Annotated in this window: 24 protein-coding genes; 7 read left to right on the forward strand and 17 right to left on the reverse strand. The window is 53.1% G+C overall.

Annotated features, from left to right (window positions below; all coding sequences use genetic code 11):
• Positions 1-14: 14 nt before the first annotated feature.
• Positions 15-1991 (reverse strand): methyl-accepting chemotaxis protein, encoded by a 1977-nt coding sequence (locus CWI35_RS05130; protein WP_119877542.1) that lies wholly within the window; start codon positions 1989-1991, stop codon positions 15-17.
• Positions 1992-2142: 151 nt separating this feature from the next.
• On the opposite strand from CWI35_RS05130, the gene CWI35_RS05135 reads away from it, so the two are divergent.
• The 3 genes from CWI35_RS05135 to yyaC all read left to right on the forward strand — a co-directional run bounded on the left by CWI35_RS05135 (position 2143) and on the right by yyaC (position 3729).
• Positions 2143-2343 (forward strand): YbxH family protein, encoded by a 201-nt coding sequence (locus CWI35_RS05135; RefSeq protein ID WP_025949657.1) that lies wholly within the window; start codon positions 2143-2145, stop codon positions 2341-2343.
• Between the two features lie 73 nt (positions 2344-2416).
• A complete protein-coding gene (locus tag CWI35_RS05140; RefSeq protein WP_119877543.1) occupies positions 2417-3097 on the forward strand; it encodes a GNAT family N-acetyltransferase in 681 nt (226 codons plus the stop codon).
• A gap of 80 nt (positions 3098-3177) precedes the next feature.
• Positions 3178-3729, forward strand: coding sequence for a spore protease YyaC (yyaC, locus tag CWI35_RS05145; RefSeq protein WP_011230498.1), 552 nt, complete (start codon positions 3178-3180; stop codon positions 3727-3729).
• 84 nt (positions 3730-3813) lie between these two features.
• On the opposite strand, the gene ptsP is transcribed toward yyaC, so the two are convergent.
• The 4 genes from ptsP to glcT form a co-directional block, all read right to left on the reverse strand.
• Entirely contained in the window at positions 3814-5535 is a 1722-nt protein-coding gene (ptsP, locus tag CWI35_RS05150; protein WP_119877544.1) for a phosphoenolpyruvate--protein phosphotransferase, read from the reverse strand.
• Positions 5535-5801: a phosphocarrier protein HPr gene (locus tag CWI35_RS05155; protein ID WP_011230496.1), complete on the reverse strand. Its 267-nt coding sequence runs from the start codon at positions 5799-5801 to the stop codon at positions 5535-5537. The genes ptsP and CWI35_RS05155 overlap by 1 nt, the downstream gene beginning before the upstream one ends.
• 106 nt (positions 5802-5907) lie before the next feature.
• A complete protein-coding gene (ptsG, locus tag CWI35_RS05160; RefSeq protein WP_119877545.1) occupies positions 5908-7926 on the reverse strand; it encodes a glucose-specific PTS transporter subunit IIBC in 2019 nt (672 codons plus the stop codon).
• Between the two features lie 232 nt (positions 7927-8158).
• Positions 8159-9016, reverse strand: a complete 858-nt coding sequence (gene glcT / locus CWI35_RS05165; RefSeq protein ID WP_011230491.1) for a glucose PTS transporter transcription antiterminator GlcT — start codon at positions 9014-9016, stop codon at positions 8159-8161.
• A gap of 142 nt (positions 9017-9158) precedes the next feature.
• Here glcT and CWI35_RS05170 point away from each other — a divergent pair, with 142 nt between their 5' ends.
• A complete protein-coding gene (locus CWI35_RS05170; protein WP_011230490.1) occupies positions 9159-9980 on the forward strand; it encodes an alpha/beta fold hydrolase in 822 nt (273 codons plus the stop codon).
• 188 nt (positions 9981-10168) lie between these two features.
• Here CWI35_RS05170 and CWI35_RS05175 read toward each other — a convergent pair whose 3' ends face one another.
• From CWI35_RS05175 to CWI35_RS05195, 5 genes are all read right to left on the reverse strand, one after another.
• Positions 10169-11317, reverse strand: coding sequence for a cation:proton antiporter (locus tag CWI35_RS05175; protein WP_014195304.1), 1149 nt, complete (start codon positions 11315-11317; stop codon positions 10169-10171).
• 320 nt (positions 11318-11637) lie between these two features.
• Entirely contained in the window at positions 11638-12930 is a 1293-nt protein-coding gene (locus CWI35_RS05180) for an ATP-binding protein (RefSeq protein ID WP_055358226.1), read from the reverse strand.
• A 55-nt stretch (positions 12931-12985) separates the two neighbouring features.
• A complete protein-coding gene (locus CWI35_RS05185; RefSeq protein WP_011230486.1) occupies positions 12986-13231 on the reverse strand; it encodes a YueH family protein in 246 nt (81 codons plus the stop codon).
• A 65-nt stretch (positions 13232-13296) separates the two neighbouring features.
• Positions 13297-14046 carry an SDR family NAD(P)-dependent oxidoreductase gene (locus tag CWI35_RS05190; RefSeq protein ID WP_013523280.1) on the reverse strand — a complete coding sequence of 250 codons (750 nt, stop codon included), beginning with the start codon at positions 14044-14046 and terminating at the stop codon, positions 13297-13299.
• Between the two features lie 269 nt (positions 14047-14315).
• Positions 14316-14990 (reverse strand): hypothetical protein, encoded by a 675-nt coding sequence (locus CWI35_RS05195; RefSeq protein ID WP_011230484.1) that lies wholly within the window; start codon positions 14988-14990, stop codon positions 14316-14318.
• Between the two features lie 171 nt (positions 14991-15161).
• On the opposite strand from CWI35_RS05195, the gene CWI35_RS05200 reads away from it, so the two are divergent.
• From CWI35_RS05200 to CWI35_RS05210, 3 genes are all read left to right on the forward strand, one after another.
• Entirely contained in the window at positions 15162-15356 is a 195-nt protein-coding gene (locus tag CWI35_RS05200; RefSeq protein WP_011230483.1) for a hypothetical protein, read from the forward strand.
• A 200-nt stretch (positions 15357-15556) separates the two neighbouring features.
• The gene (locus tag CWI35_RS05205; protein ID WP_014195301.1) at positions 15557-16141 is read left to right on the forward strand and encodes a cell wall hydrolase; all 585 of its coding nucleotides are present in this window, start codon (positions 15557-15559) and stop codon (positions 16139-16141) included.
• 301 nt (positions 16142-16442) lie between these two features.
• On the forward strand, positions 16443-16622 hold the full coding sequence (locus CWI35_RS05210; RefSeq protein ID WP_013145942.1) for a YkvS family protein: 180 nt from the start codon (positions 16443-16445) through the stop codon (positions 16620-16622).
• Positions 16623-16652: 30 nt separating this feature from the next.
• On the opposite strand, the gene CWI35_RS05215 is transcribed toward CWI35_RS05210, so the two are convergent.
• The 7 genes from CWI35_RS05215 to CWI35_RS05245 form a co-directional block, all read right to left on the reverse strand.
• Positions 16653-17336 carry an NAD(P)H-binding protein gene (locus CWI35_RS05215; protein ID WP_119877546.1) on the reverse strand — a complete coding sequence of 228 codons (684 nt, stop codon included), beginning with the start codon at positions 17334-17336 and terminating at the stop codon, positions 16653-16655.
• A 53-nt stretch (positions 17337-17389) separates the two neighbouring features.
• Positions 17390-17887: a preQ(1) synthase gene (queF, locus tag CWI35_RS05220; RefSeq protein ID WP_011230479.1), complete on the reverse strand. Its 498-nt coding sequence runs from the start codon at positions 17885-17887 to the stop codon at positions 17390-17392.
• Between the two features lie 52 nt (positions 17888-17939).
• Positions 17940-18674 carry a 7-carboxy-7-deazaguanine synthase QueE gene (queE, locus tag CWI35_RS05225; protein ID WP_011230478.1) on the reverse strand — a complete coding sequence of 245 codons (735 nt, stop codon included), beginning with the start codon at positions 18672-18674 and terminating at the stop codon, positions 17940-17942.
• Entirely contained in the window at positions 18674-19111 is a 438-nt protein-coding gene (queD, locus tag CWI35_RS05230; protein WP_011230477.1) for a 6-carboxytetrahydropterin synthase QueD, read from the reverse strand. The genes queE and queD overlap by 1 nt, the downstream gene beginning before the upstream one ends.
• Positions 19108-19773 carry a 7-cyano-7-deazaguanine synthase QueC gene (gene queC, locus CWI35_RS05235; RefSeq protein WP_025039182.1) on the reverse strand — a complete coding sequence of 222 codons (666 nt, stop codon included), beginning with the start codon at positions 19771-19773 and terminating at the stop codon, positions 19108-19110. Before queC ends, queD begins: the two co-directional genes overlap by 4 nt.
• 178 nt (positions 19774-19951) lie before the next feature.
• Positions 19952-21064: a GerAB/ArcD/ProY family transporter gene (locus tag CWI35_RS05240; RefSeq protein ID WP_011230475.1), complete on the reverse strand. Its 1113-nt coding sequence runs from the start codon at positions 21062-21064 to the stop codon at positions 19952-19954.
• Positions 21065-21090: 26 nt separating this feature from the next.
• A complete protein-coding gene (locus CWI35_RS05245) occupies positions 21091-22176 on the reverse strand; it encodes a Ger(x)C family spore germination protein (protein ID WP_011230474.1) in 1086 nt (361 codons plus the stop codon).
• Between the last annotated feature and the right edge of the window lie 7 nt (positions 22177-22183).

A 22183-nucleotide genomic window follows, 5' to 3' on the forward strand; every position in this document is an offset into this window, starting at 1 on the left:
ACGCCTTCCATTTTTTATGAAATCTTAAACTTCTCAACCAGTTGTTTCAACTGCCGGCTCATTTCGCTTAACGCCTCCGCCGATTCGGTCACCGTCGAAAGCGCCTGCAACTGATCATCAGCCGAAGCAGCCACTTCTTCCGCCGCTGCCGCTGCTTGTTGGGCGATGGCGGCGATGTTTTGCATCGCCCCGACGACATCGTCTTTGCTCGCGTTCATCCGCTTTGCTTCCTCCATAATCCCAGCGAGCGCTGTTGCCACTTGCTCCATCATGCCAGTGATTTTGACAAATGAATCGCCGGTCGTGTGCACCGCTTCCCGCTGTTCGTCGTACGCCTGCTTGGAGCGGCGGACCGCCTCCATCACCAGCCCGGCTTGCTGCTGGATGGCGGCGATCGTCGCGCGGATCATCTCCGTCGCTTTCGCGGATTGTTCGGCCAGCTTGCGCACCTCATCGGCGACAACGGCAAACCCTTTCCCATGCTCGCCAGCCCGCGCCGCCTCGATGCTGGCGTTTAACGCCAGCAAATTCGTCTGTCCGGAAATGGCCGTGATCGTTTGAATGACACCGTCAATTTCATCCATCTTTTTCACAAGGTCGCTAATGACATTTTCTACAGACTCGAGTTCATTTTTCGCTTCCTCCGATTTTTTCTGCAAAATGTTTAAATGCTCCAAGCCGTCGTAGCTCGCGGTTTTCGTTTCATCGGACAGCGACTCCATGCCAGCCGTCGCATTCGTGACCGCTTCGATTTGCTGCGACAGCGCCGTCGTCCGCTCATTGATCGTATCAAGGCTTCCTGCTTGATCGGTCGTTCCTTTGGCGATTTCGCCGATCGCTTTGGCCACTTGTTCGCTTGTCGCCATCGTTTCCTCTGAGACGGCGCTTAAATGATCAGCCGAGGCGGCCAGCTCGTTGACCGATCGGTTCACTTCGCCGATCAGCGCGCGCATATGATCGATCATCTCGTTAAAATGGCGGGCGAGGCGGCCGATTTCATCTTTGCCAACGGTGCGCACTTGCACGGTCAAATCACCGCCCGCTGCCTTTTCGACTTGCTCTTGCAGCGCCACAATCGGCCTTGTGATCGAGCGCGCCAAGAAATAAACGACGACCAAAGCGATGATGAACGCAATCACCGTAATGACAAGCATCGTCATCCCAAGTGAGCGGCTCATCGCGGATAAATCGCTTTCTCTATAGACAGCGCCGACTTTCCAGCCGAGCTCTGGAATCGTAGTGAAGTAAATCACCCGCCGTTCGCCGTCTTGCTCATATTCGTGCATTCCTTTTTCATGCTCGAGCATATAGCGGACCGTCGCGTTTTTCGCCATGTTTTTCCCCTTGTATTGTGGGTGGACGACCGCCGTCCCCTTCGCGTCAAACAGCACCGGATAGCCGTGATAGCCGACGTCGCTCGCATTGACGATTCTCGTCACCGCATCGAGCGTCATATCGATGCCAATGACCGCAACAATGCGGCCGTTTTCGCTCACTGCTTTGGCCAACGTCACAACGTGCTTGCCGGTAATGGCATCGACATAAGGTTCGGTCCACACGACTTCATCCGGCCGCTTCATCGCTTCTTTATACCACGGGCGGCTCGTCGGATCGTATCCGTCCGGGAGCTCTGTCATCGGCGATATATACATTTTCTTCTGCTCCGTGCCAATATAGATGAATTGCACATTCTCATGCAGGCGCAAAAACGTGCGGAACTGTTTCTCAAGCTGCAGCCACATTTTTTCATCTTGAACCATTTGCAAAGCCAACGGCGATTCACTGAATTGCACTAAGCTATTCTCCTCACTTTGAAAACTGTCGCGAATATCGCCGAGCAGTCCGTCAAGCGCCGTCTGCGCCCGCTGTTTCACGTCAGCATCCACCATCTTCCGCATTTGCACAACCCCAACGAGTTGTGTTGCTGCCAATGAAATCACTAACAATAAAGCCATCAAGACGATCAATTTGCTGCGCAATGTCCGGAACACTCGCTATTTCTCCCCTCTGTTTCCTCTTTTTGTCGCACTAATTTTCATTATACAAAGGACGATCGGCCCCCGTCTATAGGAGGACCTTCTTAATTCATACATAACGAATCGACGCACATGAGACAATAAACGAGAGGAAGGTGAATGACAATTGGGCGCCATCGAACACGAAGGATATCGATTTGAGATCGAATACAGCGTCTTGCTGCAAAAAGGGGCGCTGCACGTTTATCGCGACGGTGAATTGATTGAGGAAATTGAGTTTGCATTTTGCGGCGAAAAGCCCGATGAACAGCAAATCGAAGCGCTTGTGAGCGAGTATGTCGAGCAAAAAACCTCCGGCCGCTGTTAGTTGTCGGAGGCTTTTCTTGCCATTTTTTCGCGTTTTCCGTTATGATGAAGGTAAAAAAGCAAGGGGGATCGGCATGTACGATAAACGTTTATACGTCTTTGACGGCAACACCCCGCGCGAAGCAGTCATCCGCAACTATACGACAGACGACTTCGCTGATCTCATCCGCGTGCAGCAAGAAAGTTTTCCGCCCCCGTTTCCATCGGAGTTATGGTGGAACGAGGAACAATTAACCAACCATGTCACCTTGTTTCCCGAAGGAGCGCTTTGCGTCGAAGTCGAAGGGCGCATCGTCGGATCGATGACCGGCTTGATCGTTGATTTTGATCCAGCCCATGCCGATCATACATGGGAAGAGATCACCGACGGCGGCTACATCCGCAACCACCGCCCGGATGGCAACACGCTGTATGTCGTCGACATTTGCGTCTCGCCGCCATACCGGAAGCTCGGCCTCGGCAAGTGGCTCATGCAGTCGATGTATGAAGTCGTCGTCCATCTCGGCCTTGACCGGCTGCTCGGCGGCGGGCGGATGCCTGGCTACCATCGACATGCGGCTGAACTATCGCCGGAAGCCTACATCGACAAAGTCGTTGCTGGCGAGCTGAACGATCCGGTCATTACATTTTTGCTCCGTTGCGGGCGCACCCCGCTGGCGGTCGTTCACAATTATTTGGAAGATGAGGAATCGCGCAACTATGCCGTCCTGATGGAATGGCGCAATCCGTTCAAGCAAAAACAAGGACACAATTGACAGAAACGAAAAAAAGGAATCACCAGCATCGGCCGCGAACTAAGAAAAGGAGAACGACCGACAGAAAGGAATCGCGGCCGATGAAATCGATTTTGTATAGTGATCCGCTTGCTCCTTTGCTTATTCGCAATGAATTGTTTTCCCTGCTGCCAGCGCACATTTCCCGTTTGACCGTCGTTTGCATCGGCAGCAACCGTATCAACGGCGACAGCCTAGGGCCGTTCGTCGGCACGCTGCTTGAAAACGCCTATCCGGATCATCTAACCGTAATCGGCACACTCAGGCAACCTGTCGATGCGACAAACATCCGACGCGTTTCCGAGCAATTGCAAAACGAACACGGAGCATATGTAGTGGCGATCGACAGCATTGTCGGGCCGCAGCCGTTTGTCCATACGATCGCCATCCGCCCTGGCGCCCTTTCCCCTGGCACTGCGCTTGGCAAATCGCTGCCATCGATTGGCGACATCAGCATGATGGGCGTCGTGATGGAAGATACCGCCGATATGAGCGCACTTCCGTACACGAATTTGCACATTGTTTACCAAATGGCGAAAGTCATCGCTTTAGGCCTTTCACTTACGATCCGGCAGCGGTATGGCTATGAATCATCGACACCGTTGTTGGCTTGAACAGAGCGCGGAAACATATGTCTTGCCTTTAAAGGCAAAAAAAGGCGCAGCGGCCGATTCATGCCGTTGCACCTTTCGCTATGATCAAGCCATATGGAACGTTCGTTTGACAAACGACACGACTTCCTCAGCCGTGCCGAGCGACAACACTGTCTCTTTCACGCAGACCGCATCCTCTTTTGACAGCCGCTTCAACTGGGCGCGCGCCGGCAAAATCGAGGTGGCGCTCATGCTGAACTCATCAAGGCCAAGGGCAAGCAAAATCGGAATGGCGATCGGGTCGCCGGCCATTTCCCCGCACATCCCAACCCATTTCCCTTCGCGGTGAGCGGCGTCAATGACATAGCTGATGAGCCGCAAAATGGCCGGGTTGTACGGTTGATATAGATACGACACCCTCTCATTCATCCGGTCGGCCGCCATCGTATATTGGATTAAATCGTTTGTGCCGATGCTGAAGAAATCGACTTCCCTGGCAAACTGATCGGCCATGACGGCGGCAGCCGGGATTTCCACCATCATGCCGACTTCAATGTCATCGGCGACCGGGACGCCTTGGCGGAGGAGCGCTTCTTTTTCTTCGAGTAAAATCGCTTTCGCTTGGCGGAATTCATCGAGCGTCGCAATCATCGGGAACATGATTTTCAAATTGCCGTGCACGCTCGCCCGCAGCAAGGCGCGCAGCTGCGTGCGGAACATGTCTTGCATTTCCAGGCAAAGGCGAATGGCTCGAAACCCTAAAAACGGGTTCATCTCTTTTGGCAAGTGTAAATACGGGAGCTCTTTGTCGCCGCCAATGTCAAGCGTACGCACAACGACCGGCTTGCCATTCATTTGTTCAAGCACCGTTTTGTAAGCCGCAAACTGTTCGTCTTCCGTAGGCAGCTCGGATCGTCCCATGTATAAAAATTCCGTGCGATACAATCCGATCCCTTCCGCCCCGTTGGCCAACGCTCCTTTCACATCGTCCGGCGTGCCGATATTGGCCGCCAGCTCAACGTGCACGCCATCAGCGGTGACCGTCGGTTGATCGACAAGCTTCGCCCATTCCGCTTTTTGCTCCTCATAGCGAGCCCGCTTCTCCTCATAACGCGCAAGCAGCTCCGGAGACGGATTGACGACGACTTGACCGTCGAGCCCATCGACGATGACCATGTCGCCGTTTTTTACTTCCGCCGTTACCGCCTTCGTGCCGACGACAGCCGGAATTTCGAGCGAGCGGGCCATAATGGCCGAGTGCGACGTTCGCCCGCCGATGTCGGTGGCAAATCCTTTCACATATTGGCGGTTCAGCTGCGCCGTATCGGATGGCGTCAAATCCTCAGCGATAATGACGACCTCTTCGGAAATGAGGCTCGGATTGGAGATCGTCACGCCAAGCAAATGGGCGAGGACGCGCTTCGTCACATCGCGGATATCGGCGGCCCGCTCTTTCATATACTCATTGTTCATGCCTTCAAACATGGAAATGAAAAACGATGCCGTTTCATGGAGCGCATATTCCGCATTCACTTGTTCTGTTTTGATTTTTTCCTTAATCGGGTTCAGCAATTCTGGGTCGTCAAGCACAAGCAAGTGGGCGGCAAAAATGGCGGCTTTGTCTTCACCAATCTTTTCCAAGGCATGCTGTTTGATGGCTTCCAGCTCTTCTTTCGCTTTCGCGACCGCCGCCTCAAGCCGCGCAATTTCCGCCTCGACGTCGGCGACCGTCCGTTTTTCGGCCGCCAAATGAGGCGTTTCCAAGCGGTATGCCTTGGCGATGGCGATGCCGCTTGAAGCGGCGATGCCATGAATCGTCTTTTCCATTATTCCGCAAGGCCTTCCTTTGCCAACGTATCGGTTAACGCCGCCATTGCTTCTGCCGCATCGGCCCCTTCTGCCGTGATTTTGATCGTCGCCCCTTTCGGAATTCCTAACGACATGACGCCCATGATCGATTTCAAGTTCACCGTTTTGCCGTTGTACTCAAGCTGGATTTCGCTGTTGAATTTGCTCGCTGTTTGCACCAAAATCGTCGCCGGACGAGCGTGGATGCCGGAATCAGAAACGACTTTAAACGTTTTTTCTGCCATGTCCATCATTCCCCTTTTCTTCAATTTTTTCTTTGCCATCATATCAAATGCAGGGGCGGGGAGGCAACGGAAAATGCTTGGCCCCGCCCCGCCGCGAATAAGCAGTTTAGCTGAGCGTAACAACAGCGTCTTCTCCTCGAGCAACCGGGCCTTGCTTGTTGATGTGAACCGTTTCGCCGGCTTCGAGATTCGTGAAAATCACCGGCGTGACGATCGATGGCGCGTTCTGTTTTACATAATCAAGGTCGACGCGCAAAATCGGCTGCCCTTTTTTCACTTCGTCGCCTTCCTTGACAAGCGCTTCAAACCCTTGGCCGTTCAGCTTCACCGTGTCGATGCCGACGTGGATTAACATTTCATGCCCGCCGGCCGACTGAATGCCAATGGCGTGCTTCGTCGGAAATACGTTGATGATTTTGCCATCAACCGGAGAGACGACCGTGCCGTCCGTCGGCATGACCGCGAAGCCGTCGCCCATCATTTTTTGCGAAAACACTTGGTCCGGCACTTCAGCGAGCGGAACGACCTCTCCTGACATCGGCGAAGCAATCGTTTCGGACTTCGCGGCTTCCGAGGCCGCTGCTTTCGGTTTCTCTTCCGCCCGGGCCGGCGCTTTTCCTTGCATGATGTCTTGAATTTGCCCTTTTAACATATCCGATTTCGGACCGAAAATCGCTTGCACGTTGTTGCCGACTTCAAGCACCCCTGCGGCGCCGAGCGCTTTCAACCGGTCTTTATCGACCCGGCCGATATCATGGACCGAAACGCGCAAACGCGTAATGCATGCGTCCAAATGTTCGATGTTTTCCTTTCCGCCAAGGGCGGCGAGCACTTCGTACGGCAGATCGCCAGCGGCGGCTGCCTCGGCTTTCGGTGCTTCCTCGACCGTTTTTTCCCGGCCCGGCGTCGCCAAATCCCATTTGCGGATCGCAAAGCGGAATCCGAAATAATAAATCACGGCAAACACCAAGCCGACCGGAATGACAAGCCACCATGCCGTCCGGTTTGGCAGAACGCCAAACAGCAAGAAGTCAATGACCCCGCCGGAGAAGGTCATCCCGATTTTGACGTTCAACAGGTGCATGATCATAAACGACAAGCCGGCAAAGACGCAGTGAATGGCAAACAGCGCCGGGGCGACGAACAAGAACGAAAATTCGATCGGTTCGGTAATCCCGGTCAAAAACGATGTCAACGCGGCCGACCCCATGATGCCGGCAACGACTTTTTTGTTTTCCGGTCGCGCTTCGTGGTAGATCGCGAGCGCCGCTGCCGGGAGACCGAACATCATAAACGGGAATTTCCCGGTCATGAACGTGCCGGCCGTCAATTTGACCCCGTCTTTCAGTTGCTCGAAAAAGATTTTTTGATCGCCATGGACCACTTGCCCGGCTTTATTGACGTACTCGCCAAATTCAAACCAAAACGGTGCATAGAAAATATGATGCAAACCAAACGGAATGAGCGCCCGTTCGATGACGCCGAAAATGAACGCGGCCAACGTTTTGTTCGCATCGATCATATTGTGCGAAAACGCATTGAGCCCGTGCTGAATCGGCGGCCAAACGAATGTCATGAGAATGCCAAGCACGACTGCGGACGCCGCCGTCACGATCGGCACGAACCGCTTGCCGGCGAAAAAGCCGAGATATTGCGGAAGTTCGATATTGAAGTATTTGTTGTACATGTACGCTGCCAAAATCCCGACGATAATCCCCCCAAATACGCCGGTTTGCAGCGTCGGGATGCCGAGAATGTTGGCGTACGACGGGTCGGCGCCGACCATATCGGCCGTTACACCTAAGATGACGCTCATCGTCACATTCATAATCAAGTAGCCGATGATCGCCGCCAAGCCCGCGACTCCGTCCCCGCCGGCAAGGCCGATCGCCACACCAACCGCAAACAAGAGCGACAAGTTGGAGAAGACGATGCCGCCTGCTTGCTCCATCACATTGGAGATGAGCACGACCCAATCGGCTTTTAATGCGGGAATTTTATCCGTGAGCGCCGGGTTTTTCAAGGCGTTGCCAAGCGCCAACAAAATCCCGGCCGCCGGCAAGATCGCCACCGGCAGCATGAGCGCTTTCCCGACCTTTTGCAGCGTGCCAAACGCTCGTTTCATCTTCATAACCTCCTTTAGTTTCCTTTTCTTAAGTTTTACAGCAAACGACCGATTCATGTACCGAAAATGAAGCGGGCGTTTCCGAGGGAGCCGGCGCAATAAAAAAGGCATGACTAAAGAGAGACAAAAAGAACGCTTACAACAGCGCAAAGATGAATTCGCAGCTGTTGCCGCCTTATTTGCCCTCTTTACTCATGCCTGATCGAGTCAGTAACACGTAAAGCGAGACAACCTATGCAGTTGTATTGTTCTTTTTCTCCGCCAGCCGTTGCAAATGCAACGTCAAATAGACCGCCTCGGCATCGTCCGCCGGCAGATGAAGCGTTTGCTGCATGACTTTGACCAACTTCCATGCTAGATTATAGCATAATGGATACGCTTCCTTCAAGATTTTCGACAAATTTTTTGGTTCTTCGACTTTTTCGCCTTTTTTCATCCGCTCAATCGCATAGCGCAAGTGACGGACAAACCGCAAATAATGAACGCTCTCGCGGTCGATGTCAACGCCAAGCTGTTGCTCGACGATCTTGACAAGATCAGCAATGAGCTGGGAATATCGATTCGCTTCCGACACGCTTTGCTTGGAAATCGCGCTATGAATATGAAGGGCAATAAAGCCTGCCTCTCCTTCAGGCAGCACAATCCCGAGCTTTTGTTCAATCATGCGGGCCACTTCATTGGCAATTTCATATTCCAACGGATACAAGCTTTTCGTCTCAGCCAAAAACGGGTTTTTGACATCCAATCCTTGTTCAAGCCGCTTTAATGTAAAAGCGATATGGTCCGTCAGCGCCACATGGATGTGCTCGTCGAGCGGCGCGCCCACGCGTTGCTGAATATGTTGAACCACCTCGCTCATGAGGGCGATGAATTCTTCGCTCAATTCCGGAAGCAGCTTTTTGTATTGCTCTTGTTCGCGTTCGTTTTTCAGAACGAAACATTTTTCCACAGCGCTCTTGGCAATCTCGTCCCCCCGTTTTTTGCCGAAGCCGATTCCTTTGCCGAGCAAAACGACTTCGCCATATGCCGGATGGGAAGCGATTAACACGTTGTTGTTGAGCGTTTTTTCGACGCGAAACGGCTGTTCCATCAGCCTCCCTCCTTTCCGCACCCATCGTCTGCCGCTAGTCTATGCAGACTACATTATAAACCGGATGGGCCATCGCTCTCAATGACGTTTTTTGGATGGGACGCCGCTCTTCTCGACATACTAATGGGAGGGAGGAAAGAATATGCCATACGTATCGATCAACCAACGAGTCCGCCTTTACTATGAGGAAAAAGGAGAAGGAACACCGCTTTTGTTCATCCATCCCCCAGGAATGGGGCATGCCGTTTTTTGCCGCCAAGAACCGCTCGCCCGCCATTTTCGCCTTATTTTGTATGATATGCGTGGAAACGGGCGAAGCAGTTCGTCAGATGCACCGATCACCGTACCGCTGCTTGCCGACGACATTTCCGTATTGCTCCGCGCCCTCGGCGTTCGGCGCGCCATCATTTGCGGCTACTCAAACGGCGGATCCATTGCGCTTGATTTCGCGCTCCGCTATCCCGAGCATGTCGAACAGCTCGTTTTGATCGGCGGGTTTCCGGAAGTGTGCACCCCGCTTTTGTTCAGCGAGTTTTTGCTCGGCATCTCCGCCGCAAAACTTGGGGCCATCCCGCTGCTTGCGGCGGCTCTTGCTTGGGGGCACAAAACGAACTGGCGCGAATGGCAGCTGTTGCGGCGGTACGCCCGGCTGACCCATAAACGGGATTTAAACGCCATGTACCAGGCTGGGCTTGTTTATGGATGCACAAAACAACTGTCTTCCCTCCGCTTGCCCGTGCTCCTTATTTATGGAGCACGCGATCGTTACATCCATCCGTATATCGCTATGTTCCAACGTTATGTGCCGCATGCAGATATTGTGTTTATTGACCAGGCCCGCCATCAAATTCCGACGAAACATAGCAGCGAACTAAACAGCATTTTGCGGGCATACGGCAAGCGGAGCGAAACTGGCCGAAAGGAGGGGATCGCATGTCGAACAAAGGAAGACAAAACAAGGTGAGCCAAGAAGTAGCCAACCCGACCGTCTCCAAGGCGGAGGCAGAAATGGCCAAAGACAGCGTGGATACGGCCAAGCAAGCGAAAAAGAACCGCTCGTAGCGACAGCGAGGCTGCCCTTTTTTGGGGACAGCCCCGCTGTTTTGCCGCTATAGCGCCGGCCATCGGCCCGGCTGCCCACTTCGACGGCGACTAGGCCGTCCGGCGCACCGGATGAAGACGGCTGAAAATCATCTTCAATAACGGCGGCGTCACAACAGTCGTTACCAATACGACGATGATCATGACCGCAAACATGTTCCCATCAAGCAGGCCGGCTTCCAAGCCGATGCCGGCGATGATGAGCGCCACCTCACCGCGCGACACCATGCCAGCGCCGACCGCCAGCGAGCTTCCCCACGAAAATCCGGCCCATTTTGCCCCCAGCGCGGCGCCGACAAGCTTTGTCAAAATCGCGAGCGCACTCCAACCGACAATCAGCGGCCAATGCTCGACGATGCCGGAAAAGTCGGCCGCAACCCCGATGGAGGTAAAAAAGACAGGGACAAACAAAGAATAGGCGATCGTTTCCACTTTCTCAAATACTTCTTCCCGATAGTCCGTAAAACTCGCGCCAAGCCCGGCCATATAGGCGCCGATGATCGCCGCCACCCCCATCGCCTCAGCAAAATAGGCAAATGCAAAACAGATGACCAGCCCGGCCGAGACAACCGCCTCTGTCACACGCAACGGGGCAAACCACTTTAATACGAGCGGGATGGCTTTCCAAGCGAGCAAAATGGCGACGGCAAAAAAAACAGCTTTTTTCAGCACGACCGCACCAAGCTCGACGTCGCCGCCAGTTAGGCTTAATAAAAACGCCAAGGCAATGACGACCAGCACGTCGTCGATGACCGCCGCGCCAAGAATCGCTGATCCTTCCTTCGATTGCAGCTGTCCCATCTCTTTGAGCGCCTGCACGGAAATGCTGACGCTCGTTGCGGACAGCAAAAGTCCGAGGAAAAGAGCCGTGCCGGTTTCCATGCCGAACGCTGCGCCGGCCGCATACCCGGCGAGCAGCGGAACGAGAATGCCAAGCACTCCGACCGCCACAGCAGCTTTTCCAGTGCGCCGAAACTGGTCCATATCCGTCTCAAGGCCGGCGATAAACATAAGCAAAATGACGCCGATTTGACTTAACTCCTGCAAAAGATCCGTATCCTCGATCACACCGAACACGCTCGGGCCAAGCACAATGCCGATGAGCAGCTTGCCGAGCACGGCGGGCTGGCCAAGGCGCACGGCCGCATCACCGGCAAGTTTGGCGGCGAACAAAATGACCGCCAGTTGGGCAATCAACATCCCTTCACACTCCTTCGCTTTAAGTCTCTTTTTCGAATTACGTTTATCATGCGTGGAAGGTTTCACTTTTATCATTTCCCGAATTCAGGCCAAAACGAAACATCTCCCTTAGTTGTCTTACCGCTATCGACGCCGCGCCGGGCCAAGCCGGCAAACAAAGAAGCGTTTCATGTTCCAAACCGCTATGTGCCGACATTGCCTATGGTGATCGGCAAAGCATCGGCCTCTGCCCGCCGTGCAACTCGACTGTCTATCAGCCATCGATTGAGACGTTAGCCAAAAAAAAAACAGACATCCTCGCTCTGCGTGGACGCCTGTTGTTATGACAGCGCATTTTGCCGGCCGTTTGCGGCTTTGACGCCGCCGGACGGAAACGTCAAATGAACAGTCGTTCCCTTCCCAACCTCGCTTTCGATCCGCATCGTTCCTTTATGTTCTTGAACGATTTTCATGCTTGTCGTCAGCCCGAGCCCCATTCCTTTTTCTTTCAAAGTGAAAAACGGTTCACCGATTTTCTGCAGCCGCTCTTTCGAAATGCCGACGCCGGTGTCGGCAACATCGACATAGATCTTCCCGTCCCCTTCCGCAACGTGGACGTATAAAATTCCTCCATCAGGCATCGCTTCGACGGCATTTTTCATAACGTTCAACAACACTTGAACAATTTGGTTTTGATCGCCGTACACACAAGCTTTCGGAGCGGTGTTATGGACGGAAATGGAAACGTTGTTCAACGTCGCCTCATGGCCAATCAAGCTGATGACATACGAAATGGCCTCGTCTAGCAAAAACGGCCGATAATCGTGGCTTTGCGGCTTGGCGAGCACCAGCAGCTCGCTGACAATTTGGTTGATGCGGCCGAGTTCACTTAACATAATGCGCATATAATGATCATTCACTTCGCGCGTTTCTTGCATCATCTGAATAAATCCTTTCATGGAGGTGAGCGGATTGCGGATTTCATGGGCAATGCCGGCGGCCAGCTCGCCAAGGACGGACAGCTTTTCTTTTTTCAAGAGCAGCTCCTCGGCAAGCTTTTGCTGGGTAATGTCGCGGCCGATCGTCAACAACCCTTTGCGCGCTCCGTTTTCGTCAAAGAGCGGCACTTTAATGACGTCAAACGTCTTCACTTCCCCATCCGGCGTCGCAAACGACTCCTCGCGGCGCGTCACCTTTCCGCTCTCCCACGCCTCGCGGTCTGATGCAATGCACTGCGCAAACGCTTCTTTAAAAAACGGGACAAGCTCGCCAAGCTCGCGGTCCGTCTTCCCGATATAATCGATCTGTTCGAGGCGGTACAGCCGCCGGCCAAAATCGTTGACGCGCAGCCATCGCCCCTCGCTGTCTTTAAAGCAAACGAAATCTGGCATCGAATTGATGAGCGTAAGCAGCTGCTGTTCATTTTCCTCGGTCTTTTCCAGCTGCTCGCGCTTTTTTAACAGCTGGTACAAAAAAATGGCCGAGAGCAAAATAAACACGGCCCCTTTGGCGGCGCCAAGCGCCATATATACATCGCGGCTGATCGACAGCATATTGAGCAGGGTGTCGGTGGCGGCAATCCATAAAATGCTGCCTATGATATATACTGCGATTACTTTTGTTTTGTTGACCACGTTGTCATCGAACCCCTAACATGCAAAGTCGCGGCAGCCACGGTCGCCCTCTAGGCTACATTTCCCGCGCCCAGCCGAGCAACCGCACGGCCAAGAGGGCGGCGCGCTCATGGTCAAGCCGCTTTTTTAGCGATGCCTCAAGCCGCTCGGCCACCGCCTCCGCCTCTTCCTCATAGGCGAACGAAAATGACCACTCAAGCGCCGGAATGGCAATCACGATATATTCTTCTTTTCGATTTTCGTAAATGTAGACATTAGCCGGAGCTTGTCCGTCCATCACCGGCGTTTTGCGGATTTTCATTTTTCCGTCCCACCTTTTCCTTTGAAACCGTCTCCATTTTGTTTATTTTAACAAACGCCCGCTCCCTACTCAATATAAATCATTTTCCTGGTCATTCCCCCGTCGATGACCAAATTTACCCCGGTGATAAAATCGTTTTCCTCATCGCATAAATACAGACAAGCGCGGGCGATATCGTCCGGTTTGCCGACGCGGCCGGCCGGGTGTTGCCGGTGGTCAATGTCTCGCAGTTGCCCATAATCGCCCGTTTCAATCCAACCGGGGCTGATGCAATTGACGCGAATGCGATCATCCGCAAACGACACCGCCAGCGCATGGGTCAAAGCGACAAGGCCGCCTTTCGATGCAGCGTACGCCTCGGAATTCGGCTCGGACATGAGCGCCCTTGTCGAGGCAATGTTGACGATGGCTCCGCCTTTTGCATTGCGGCGCATATATTTAGCTGCTTCTCGAGAAGCAAAAAAAGCGCTGCGCAAATTCGTTGACAGCACGTCATCCCACTCCTCAACCGTCAGCTCATACGGCGACTTCCAGCGTGAGACGCCAGCATTGTTGATCAAATAGTCAATGCGGCCGAAGCGGCCGGCAGCTTCTTGTACAAACCGTTCAATATCGTCCACCTTCCGCACATCCGCCGCCACAAAGATCGCCTTGAACCCGTCCGATTGCAATTGCGCGGCGAACGCTTCACCGTTTTGAATATCGCGGTCGATGATCACGACGTTCGCTCCCTGTTTTGCGAATGCTCTAGCAATCGCCTTGCCGATCCCATTCGCTCCACCGGTGACAATGGCTGTTTTCTGTTCCATGCTCATGTGCAATCTCTTCTCCCTTCCTTTGCTCCGTTTGCTTTCGGGTGGGATCCAACCGAAAGAGGTAGGCTTTATGCATGGCCTTCCCTCCTACGATAAGGAACGTTTGTTCTATTCATGACCATTTTATACCTTTCGTTTTCTTGATGCAAGAGAAAGGCGGATGAGGAAAGATACCGATTCATCCCCCACTTGCGCTCACGCATGGAAGTGAGGATTTTCTCGGCTCCAGATGTAAAAAAGACCGCCATTCGGCGGTCTTTTTTGGCATCTTACCGATAGGGGCCATACGAGATTGGAAAGCCAGGCGCATACGGGGTTCCTCCGCCATAATATGGAGGCAGCGGCGCAGCGGGATAGCCATAGCCATACGGCATCACCGGGGCATACGGCTGCGGCGCCATCGGTGGATAGTACAGCGGCGCATACGGATGTGCGCCAGGAACGAAACCTGGTGTTGCACCAGCAGCCATTCCAGACAGCGTGCCAGGAACGGCCACGGGAGCCGTGCTGCCAGCCGGGGGGACGTTTTCTGCATACGGGGCCGTCATGCCATACGGAATAGCGGCGTCATCAGGCGTCATCGGCGGCGTGTTTTCTTTCCCACCCATCGGCCAAACGGAAGCATGGGCCATATTCGGCCCGGCTCCTAAACCGAGCGGCGGCGCCGGCAGCATCATATCGGAGCTGTCCGGACTGTCTGGACTGTCAAGATGGACCGGACTGACAAGCGGCGCTGGCGGCGCAACCGGTGGACACCAATAGCCATAAGGCGCTGCCGGCGGATAATACGCCATCGGCATCACTTGAGTCGGCGTCGCTTCATTTGGCGTCGTTGCCGATAGCGGAGCCATCGGCGGCACGTTATTCTCCATCCACCCGGCTTCATTGTCATGGCCGGAAGAGGTTGAAAACGGACCATTCATATACGGATCCCAATGATTCATTGTTCTCTCCCTTTCTTGCTTATATTCTCGGGGCGCGTACCCACCCATATTGTATGTCAGAACAAGCAAAGGGTGTTTGCCCGGCCAAAATATAGGTATTTAACCCAACAGGCGTCTGTGATACGATAAATAACGGTGACGATGCCGAATCAACGCTTGGGGGGACATGCGATGGATGAAGCACTGGCGGCCAAGCAAATCGATGAATTGCGCAACGGAATCATCTCCGAACTGTTGGTGAAAAAAGAGGACTTCCCTGTTTTTCGTGCCGTGCTCGTCAAACAGCCCGACTTCAAACGATTTCGCGGCATCGCCCAGCGCGGCGGCCACGTTATTTACCACTATATGGATGCTCCACGCAGCTAAAAGCTCCTGTCCCCATGGCTTCACACCCGGCTTTCCGTCCTGGAAGCCGGGTGTTTTTGCTCGCGGAGAATTTTCCATCCCTCTCTATGAAACTAGTCATTTCAATGCCTCGCGCGTTTTTTCCATCATTTCGATAATGACTCATCGCGTGATCCTTGTTACTCTAGTAGCGAGTTTGCAAGACAAAAGGAGGGATGTGGATGAAACAAGCAAAAGCATGGGTGACGGCTATGTTGTGCGGCATATTTTTCTTTGCCGGCCATGCCGATGCGGCGATGATCCACACCGTCAAGCGCGGCGATACGCTTTGGAAAATCGCGAAACAATACGGTGTGCCGCTGAAACAACTGCAGCAGACAAACCGCAAAGGCGATTGGCTATATCCTGGTGAAAAACTCGTCATCCCTGATGCCGGCATCACGGCGGCGGAGAAAGATTTGCTCGCTCGCCTCGTCCATGCCGAGGCGAAAGGGGAACCGTACGCCGGGAAAGTGGCCGTGGCAACGGTCGTGCTCAACCGCGTCGACCATCCGGATTTTCCGGATACGATCCGCGCTGTCATTTATGAGCGCTCTGGCGGCCATTATGCATTCACGCCGGTCGCAAACGGATCGATCAACGAACCGGCCGACCGTGAATCATACCGCGCCGTTGAAGAAGCACTTGCTTTTCGCGGTTTAGGAAACGGCTCGCTCTATTTCTATAATCCGAAAACGGCGAAAAGCAAATGGCTGCGCTCGCGTCCAGTGACCGTCGTCATCGGCAACCACGTCTTCGCCAAGTAAAAGAAGGATAGGCTGCCTCAAAAGACCGTTTTCTCCTAAGCGAGGCGCCATATATGGTCTTTTGAGCATATTGGATGCATATATGCACCCATAAGGAAGGTGCCCAAACTCTTTTTCAGGGCACCTTTTTTAAATATTTAGGAAATAAATCTCTTTACTTGCGCATAAAAATAAGGCACACTAGTAAAAAAGCGCCTAATCCCCGCCGACCGGGGAGCGGCGACGGAATCAGGCAAGCCTCGATTCCCGCGGCCGTTCGCTTGAGCGGTCCGTCCATCATTTTGATTAAAGGAGAATGATGATGATCAAAAAAGCGAAAGTCGGAGATATTATCGAATTTAAAAATGGGCTGCGCGGCATTGTGGAGAAGGTGAATGAAAACTCCGTCATCGTGGATTTAACGTATATGGAAAACTACCGTGAACTCGATTTGCAAGAACGGACAGTCGTCAATCATAAAAACTATAAGATCATCGAATAAAAAAGAGGCTGCCAAGAGCCTCTTTTTTGTTTACGAAATGCGGGCGAGTTCATCACATTCATAGATATGGACGCCGCTCGTTGCTGACGCCGCCCGGTAAAACATCGCCAAAGCAAGCTGATGGGCGTCAACCGGCTTATATTTTTTCCATTTGCCGACGAACAAAAACGGCAGCCGGCATAACAGCCACCCGGCGAGCATCTCGCCAAGGCGGAACTCCCGACGCTTGCCGACGAGCAACGATGGACGGAAAATATGAAGCGATGGGATGGAAAGCCGCTGCAACGCCTCTTCCACCTCTCCTTTGACGCGCTGGTAAAAAAACGGCGAACACGGGTTGGCGCCAACCGAAGAGACGGTCAAAAAGCTTTTCACGCGGCACTTTTCCGCCAACGCCGCCGCGCGCAGCGTATATTCATAATCGACTTGAATGAACTGCTGCTTCGTTTTCGCCTTTTTCCGCGTCGTTCCGAGGCAGCAAAACACATCATCGACATAAAAATGCCGCTCATACGATTCAAGCCGAGCAAAATCGACGACGACTTGCTGCAGCTTTTCATGTTCCACCGGCAGCGGAGTGCGGACGAAAATCGTCACACAGCGGTACAAATCCGACTGCAGCAACAGCTTCAGCAACTCTCCGCCGACCAAACCGCTCGCTCCAAGCAAAAGAGCTGTTCTTCGCTCCAACGCCAAAACCTCCAAGGCAAACATTCATTGTTCATTATATAGGAGTTGGAGCGAAAAAACTACCTCTTTTTTTATCTCTAGCGGTTGTCGACTTTTTCTGGATACAAGTCATGATTGAGCAGCCGGTATTCCGCCATTTTTTCGTATTTCGTCCCCGGGCGTCCCCAGTTGCAGTACGGATCGATGGAAATGCCGCCGCGCGGGGTGAATTTGCCCCACACTTCGATATAGCGCGGTTCCATAACTTTAATCAAATCGTTCATAATGATGTTGACGCAGTCTTCGTGAAAGTCGCCATGATTGCGGAAGCTGAACAAATACAGCTTCAACGATTTGCTTTCGACGCATTTTTTGTCCGGGATGTAGCTGATGTAAATCGTTGCGAAGTCCGGTTGTCCGGTTTTTGGACACAACGTCGTAAACTCCGGACAATTGAACTTCACGAAATAATCCCGGTCAGGATGTTTGTTGTCAAACACTTCAAGCAGATTGGGATTGTACGTAAACGAATACGTTGTCCCTTGATTGCCAAGCAGCGTCAAGTCTTTCAATTCTTCCTCTTTTCTTCCTGCCATTCGTTCATTCCTCCCTCATTATTCATTGCCGGGCGAATCGCCGCACCCCGCTTTACACGCCGCGCTTGTTTCCCCAAAGAAGCGTGTGCAGCTGCGGCAGGATGTGGACGTCTGCCAGCTCCTCCGAATCGGCGGCTTGTTCCACCAGCCATTCCAACCGACTGAAAAGCTTCGCACGGAGTGCATCCACATCCGAATCGGCCACATCGGCGTTTCCTGCCTGCAAATAAAACGGAACACTTGGGTAGCGGCAGTGCACCTCTTTCGCATACGCCAAATCGGCGTCATCAAAGACGACGACTTTCAAGCTGATGCGCCGCACTCGGCTTTGGTCAGCCTGCAACCGTTCAATGATTTGATCGAGCGCCGCCCAGTCGGTGTCCATCCCCGAGCTTGGCGGCTTCGGGGAAAGAGTGACGTCGTCAATGTCAAGCAGCCAATCCTGCCAACGGCTCCCTTGCGTTTCAACCGCGACCCGCATCCCTTTTTCATGAAGAAGCGCGATGAGCTCCCCAAGAGCCGCAATCAGAAGCGGGTTGCCGCCTGAAATCGTCACGTGGCGGAAGCGGCGGCCGCCAATGGCTTCAAGCCGCCGCCAAATTTCGTCTGCCGTCAGCTGCTCGATCTCGTCTTTTGCTGATCCGTCCCACGTAAACGCCGAATCGCACCAGCGGCAGCGGTAGTCGCAGCCGGCTGTGCGGACGAACATCGTCTTTTGGCCGATCACCATTCCCTCTCCTTGGATGGTCGGACCAAAAATCTCCAACACCGGAATCGTGCGCGCCATTACCGCTCCCCCGCTTTCGGACGGTAGACGACATAACTTGTCGGCGTTTCGCGGACAAACACTTGCAAACATTTCGGCTTGTGCGGCAGCGTATCCAAATAGCGCTGAATCGTTTCATAAATCGTGCGCGCCACCACTTCCGACGTCGGAAACCGATTCGGGTCATGACCGTCAAACCAATCGCTATGGTCGTTGAGCAGCGTATGGTCCAGCTTGCGATGAACGAGCTGTTTTAACGTTTGAAAATTGACTAAAAAACCGCTCTCATCGAGCTCATCGCCGGCGACCGTCACATTGACGATGTACGTGTGGCCGTGCACGTTTGCGCAACTCCCGGCCGCTTCGTGCGGGATGAAATGGGCGGCGGCGATGTGCATATCTTTGTTCAACTCATAGCGGTAATGATGCGCCACCTGCGGATAGAGCTGATGCATCATCGCGACTCCACCTCCGCTTTTTCCCGCAAATATTCATCCAACCCGCGCTTGCGCAGCGCACATGCTGGGCATTCGCCGCAGCCGTCGGCGATGATGCCGTTATAGCACGTCAGCGTCTTCGTGCGAATGAACTCGAGCGCCCCGAGCTCATCAGCGAGCTTCCACGTCTCCGCTTTCGTCAGCCACATGAGCGGCGTATGAATGACAAATTCGTAATCCATCGCTAAATTCAGCGTGACGTTCAATGATTTGATAAACACATCGCGGCAGTCCGGATAGCCGCTGAAATCTGTTTCGCACACTCCCGTCACAATATGGCGCGCGCCCCGCTGTTTGGCGAACACGGCAGCGAATGATAAAAACAATAAATTGCGTCCGTCCACAAACGTCGTCGGCAGCTCGCCTTTCTTTTGTTCAATGGCAATGTCGCGCCGCGTCAAGGCGTTCGGCGCCAACTGCCCGAGAAGCGACAAATCAAGCACTGTATGGCGGACGCCAAGCTCGTCAGCGATCGCTTGAGCGACGTCAATTTCCCGGCGATGGCGCTGGCCGTAGTCAAACGTCACCGCTTCCACTTCACCAAACTGTTTTTTCGCCCAAAACAAACACGTCGTGCTGTCTTGGCCGCCGCTAAAGACGACGACCGCCTTTTCTTCATTCATCTTCATCATGATCAACCTCCTTCTGAATCAGCAGAAGAAGAGGTTTCCAAAACAAAAAAGGCCATACCCCTAGGATACAGCCGTCCCTAGTTTTTTATAGAGGGTTTTGCTAGAAACCTCTCCCGTACAAGCGTACGGAATTGTGATTCTTCTGTTTTCTTTATTTACTATACCATACTTATGGCTTTTGTTGTAGCGCCTTTTTCACTTTTTCCGCCATCCATACGTACACATACAGGAGCGGAACATACACCGCGACAAGATAAAACCCTGCCTTCGCTGTCCATTGCGTCAACTGCTCAATGTCTGTCTTCTCTTGGAAAAACAGCGTCCCGGCAAACAAGCAAGCGAGCAACACTGGAAGCGAACGGCGTTGCTGAACGGCAAACAGCTGTTTCACAACCCGCGTCGCCGCCCAAACCGAGAGCGTGATGATCGGAACCACGACAAGCACATAAATCGAGATGACGATGTATTCCATCCGCTCGATAAACGGCACTTCTGGAATTTTGGCCAGCGTCAGCGTCGGCCATGTAATATGCTGGATTTGCTCTTTGTTATAAAACACGACGGAAATGAGGATCAAAACAAAATAAATGAACATCGTAAACGCGTTGGCCGCATGCGCCCACTTTTGCGAGGACGGAGCATTTTTTAAAAACGGGTAATACATAAGCAGCATTTCAAACCCTAAATATTGCAGCACCATCTCTTTCGATGCTTTTGCCAATTGCCCAAACGAATGGTCGAACACCGGCAATAAGTTCCGGTATTGAGCATACTCAAGCGGAAAGAAAACCATCGGAAAAATCGTCAACAGCGGAATCACCACCCCCCAAACGCATAAGCCGACAACGACGCGAAACCCGCCGGAGACGGCATAATACGTCAGCAGCAAAAACACGAGGCTGAACTGCCACACCCCAATCAACGGGAACACCCATACTTTAATGATTTCAATGTATGATTGAAGCACCATAAACGCCGCCAACGCGTAGTAAAAAAGAAGTCCAAGGCTCAGCACCCCGCCGATCCACCGCCCGAAGTACTGTTCATGAAGCGACACGAGGTCTCCGCCTGATGGAGAATGCGACAGCAGCCGATACATCAGCCAAATCAACACGTGCGCCGCCAGCCCGGCCATTAAGACTGCCATCCAGGCATCCTGCCCCGCCTCTTTCATCAGAGGACGCTGAAAATTGAGTGCCCCGACCCCAACTTGCGTAGCGTGAATGACAAAAAACACAAGAAACGGGGAGATGAGAAACCGTTCCTGAATGGCCTGCTTCATCCTAATCCCTCCTCATGTTCCCCGTCTTATTCGCCAATGCCTGTATGGACGATATCCACCGTGACGTGCGGGCGGATGTCTAGATCCGGGTATTCGCGGTAAAACGCGTCGGAATCCCAATGTCTTGTCACGCTGCGAACAAAATCGCCAATGCCGAGCGGGTCAATCCGTTTTTTCTGAAAATAGTGGAATAACCGGCGCATATTATGCTCCAATTCGTTTTGCATCTTTTTCTTCACATCGGCAAACAAATCACCTCCCGGCTGATCGAGCCATGACGGGTAATCCCTCACCGACGCATGGATATGGACGAACACGTCAAGCACATGGCGTCTTCCATCACGCTTCCATTCATATTTCGGCTTCGCCCATAAGTTTTGCAGCATCACCCGATCCTCCCCCTGTTTTCCGCGATTCCCAACCTTCAGCTGGTAGACGCCGTTTTTCGTTTCCCCGAGCAAAATTTTCATTAAAAACGAATCACGCAAACTTACATGCCCGACATATTGGTCATCGCGAAACAACGCGACCCCTTCAAGCTTGACGAAATCTCCTTTTTTCTCAAAATACGGCAAAAAAGGGTCGCTCCCCGGGGAAAAATAGCGATACAAAAACAAGTGCAAATTCGTTTTCGGCAAGTTCATCGACTGCTCGTTCTGCTCCACAAGATTCGGCAAATACAACGTATCGCTCAGCGTCGTTTTCGCCGTGATTTTCAGCAGCTCCTTAGCGCTTTCTTCCGCTACGCCAAGCAGCAAATGGCTGCCGACTTTGTTGTTGCGCGCGAGGCTGTGCGTAATTTGCGTCACCCCCCGCCGAGCAAACTCCTTGCCGAACAAAATAAGGCGCAGCTGCCCTTCCTCAATCGGCAGCGCTGATTTCGATGACAGGCGCGGAATCAAGTCGTAGATCGTCGGCGACGTCGTCGTCAGCATATTCGGCTTTGTCATCGGCCCTTGCTTGAACGTCGGGTACACCGCAGTGCCCGTGTAGCGGCCGTTCTCGAAATCATACCCCATCTGTTGAATAATTTGAATTTCGTCAATCGGCCGCGAACTGACGCAGCCGCCAAGCAACAGCAGCGCACCGACCCATGCGAGCCCACGCCTCATCATGATC

Origin of the sequence: [Bacillus] caldolyticus (genome assembly GCF_003595605.1) — a bacterium.
Classification (GTDB): Bacteria; Bacillota; Bacilli; order Bacillales; family Anoxybacillaceae; genus Geobacillus; species Geobacillus thermoleovorans.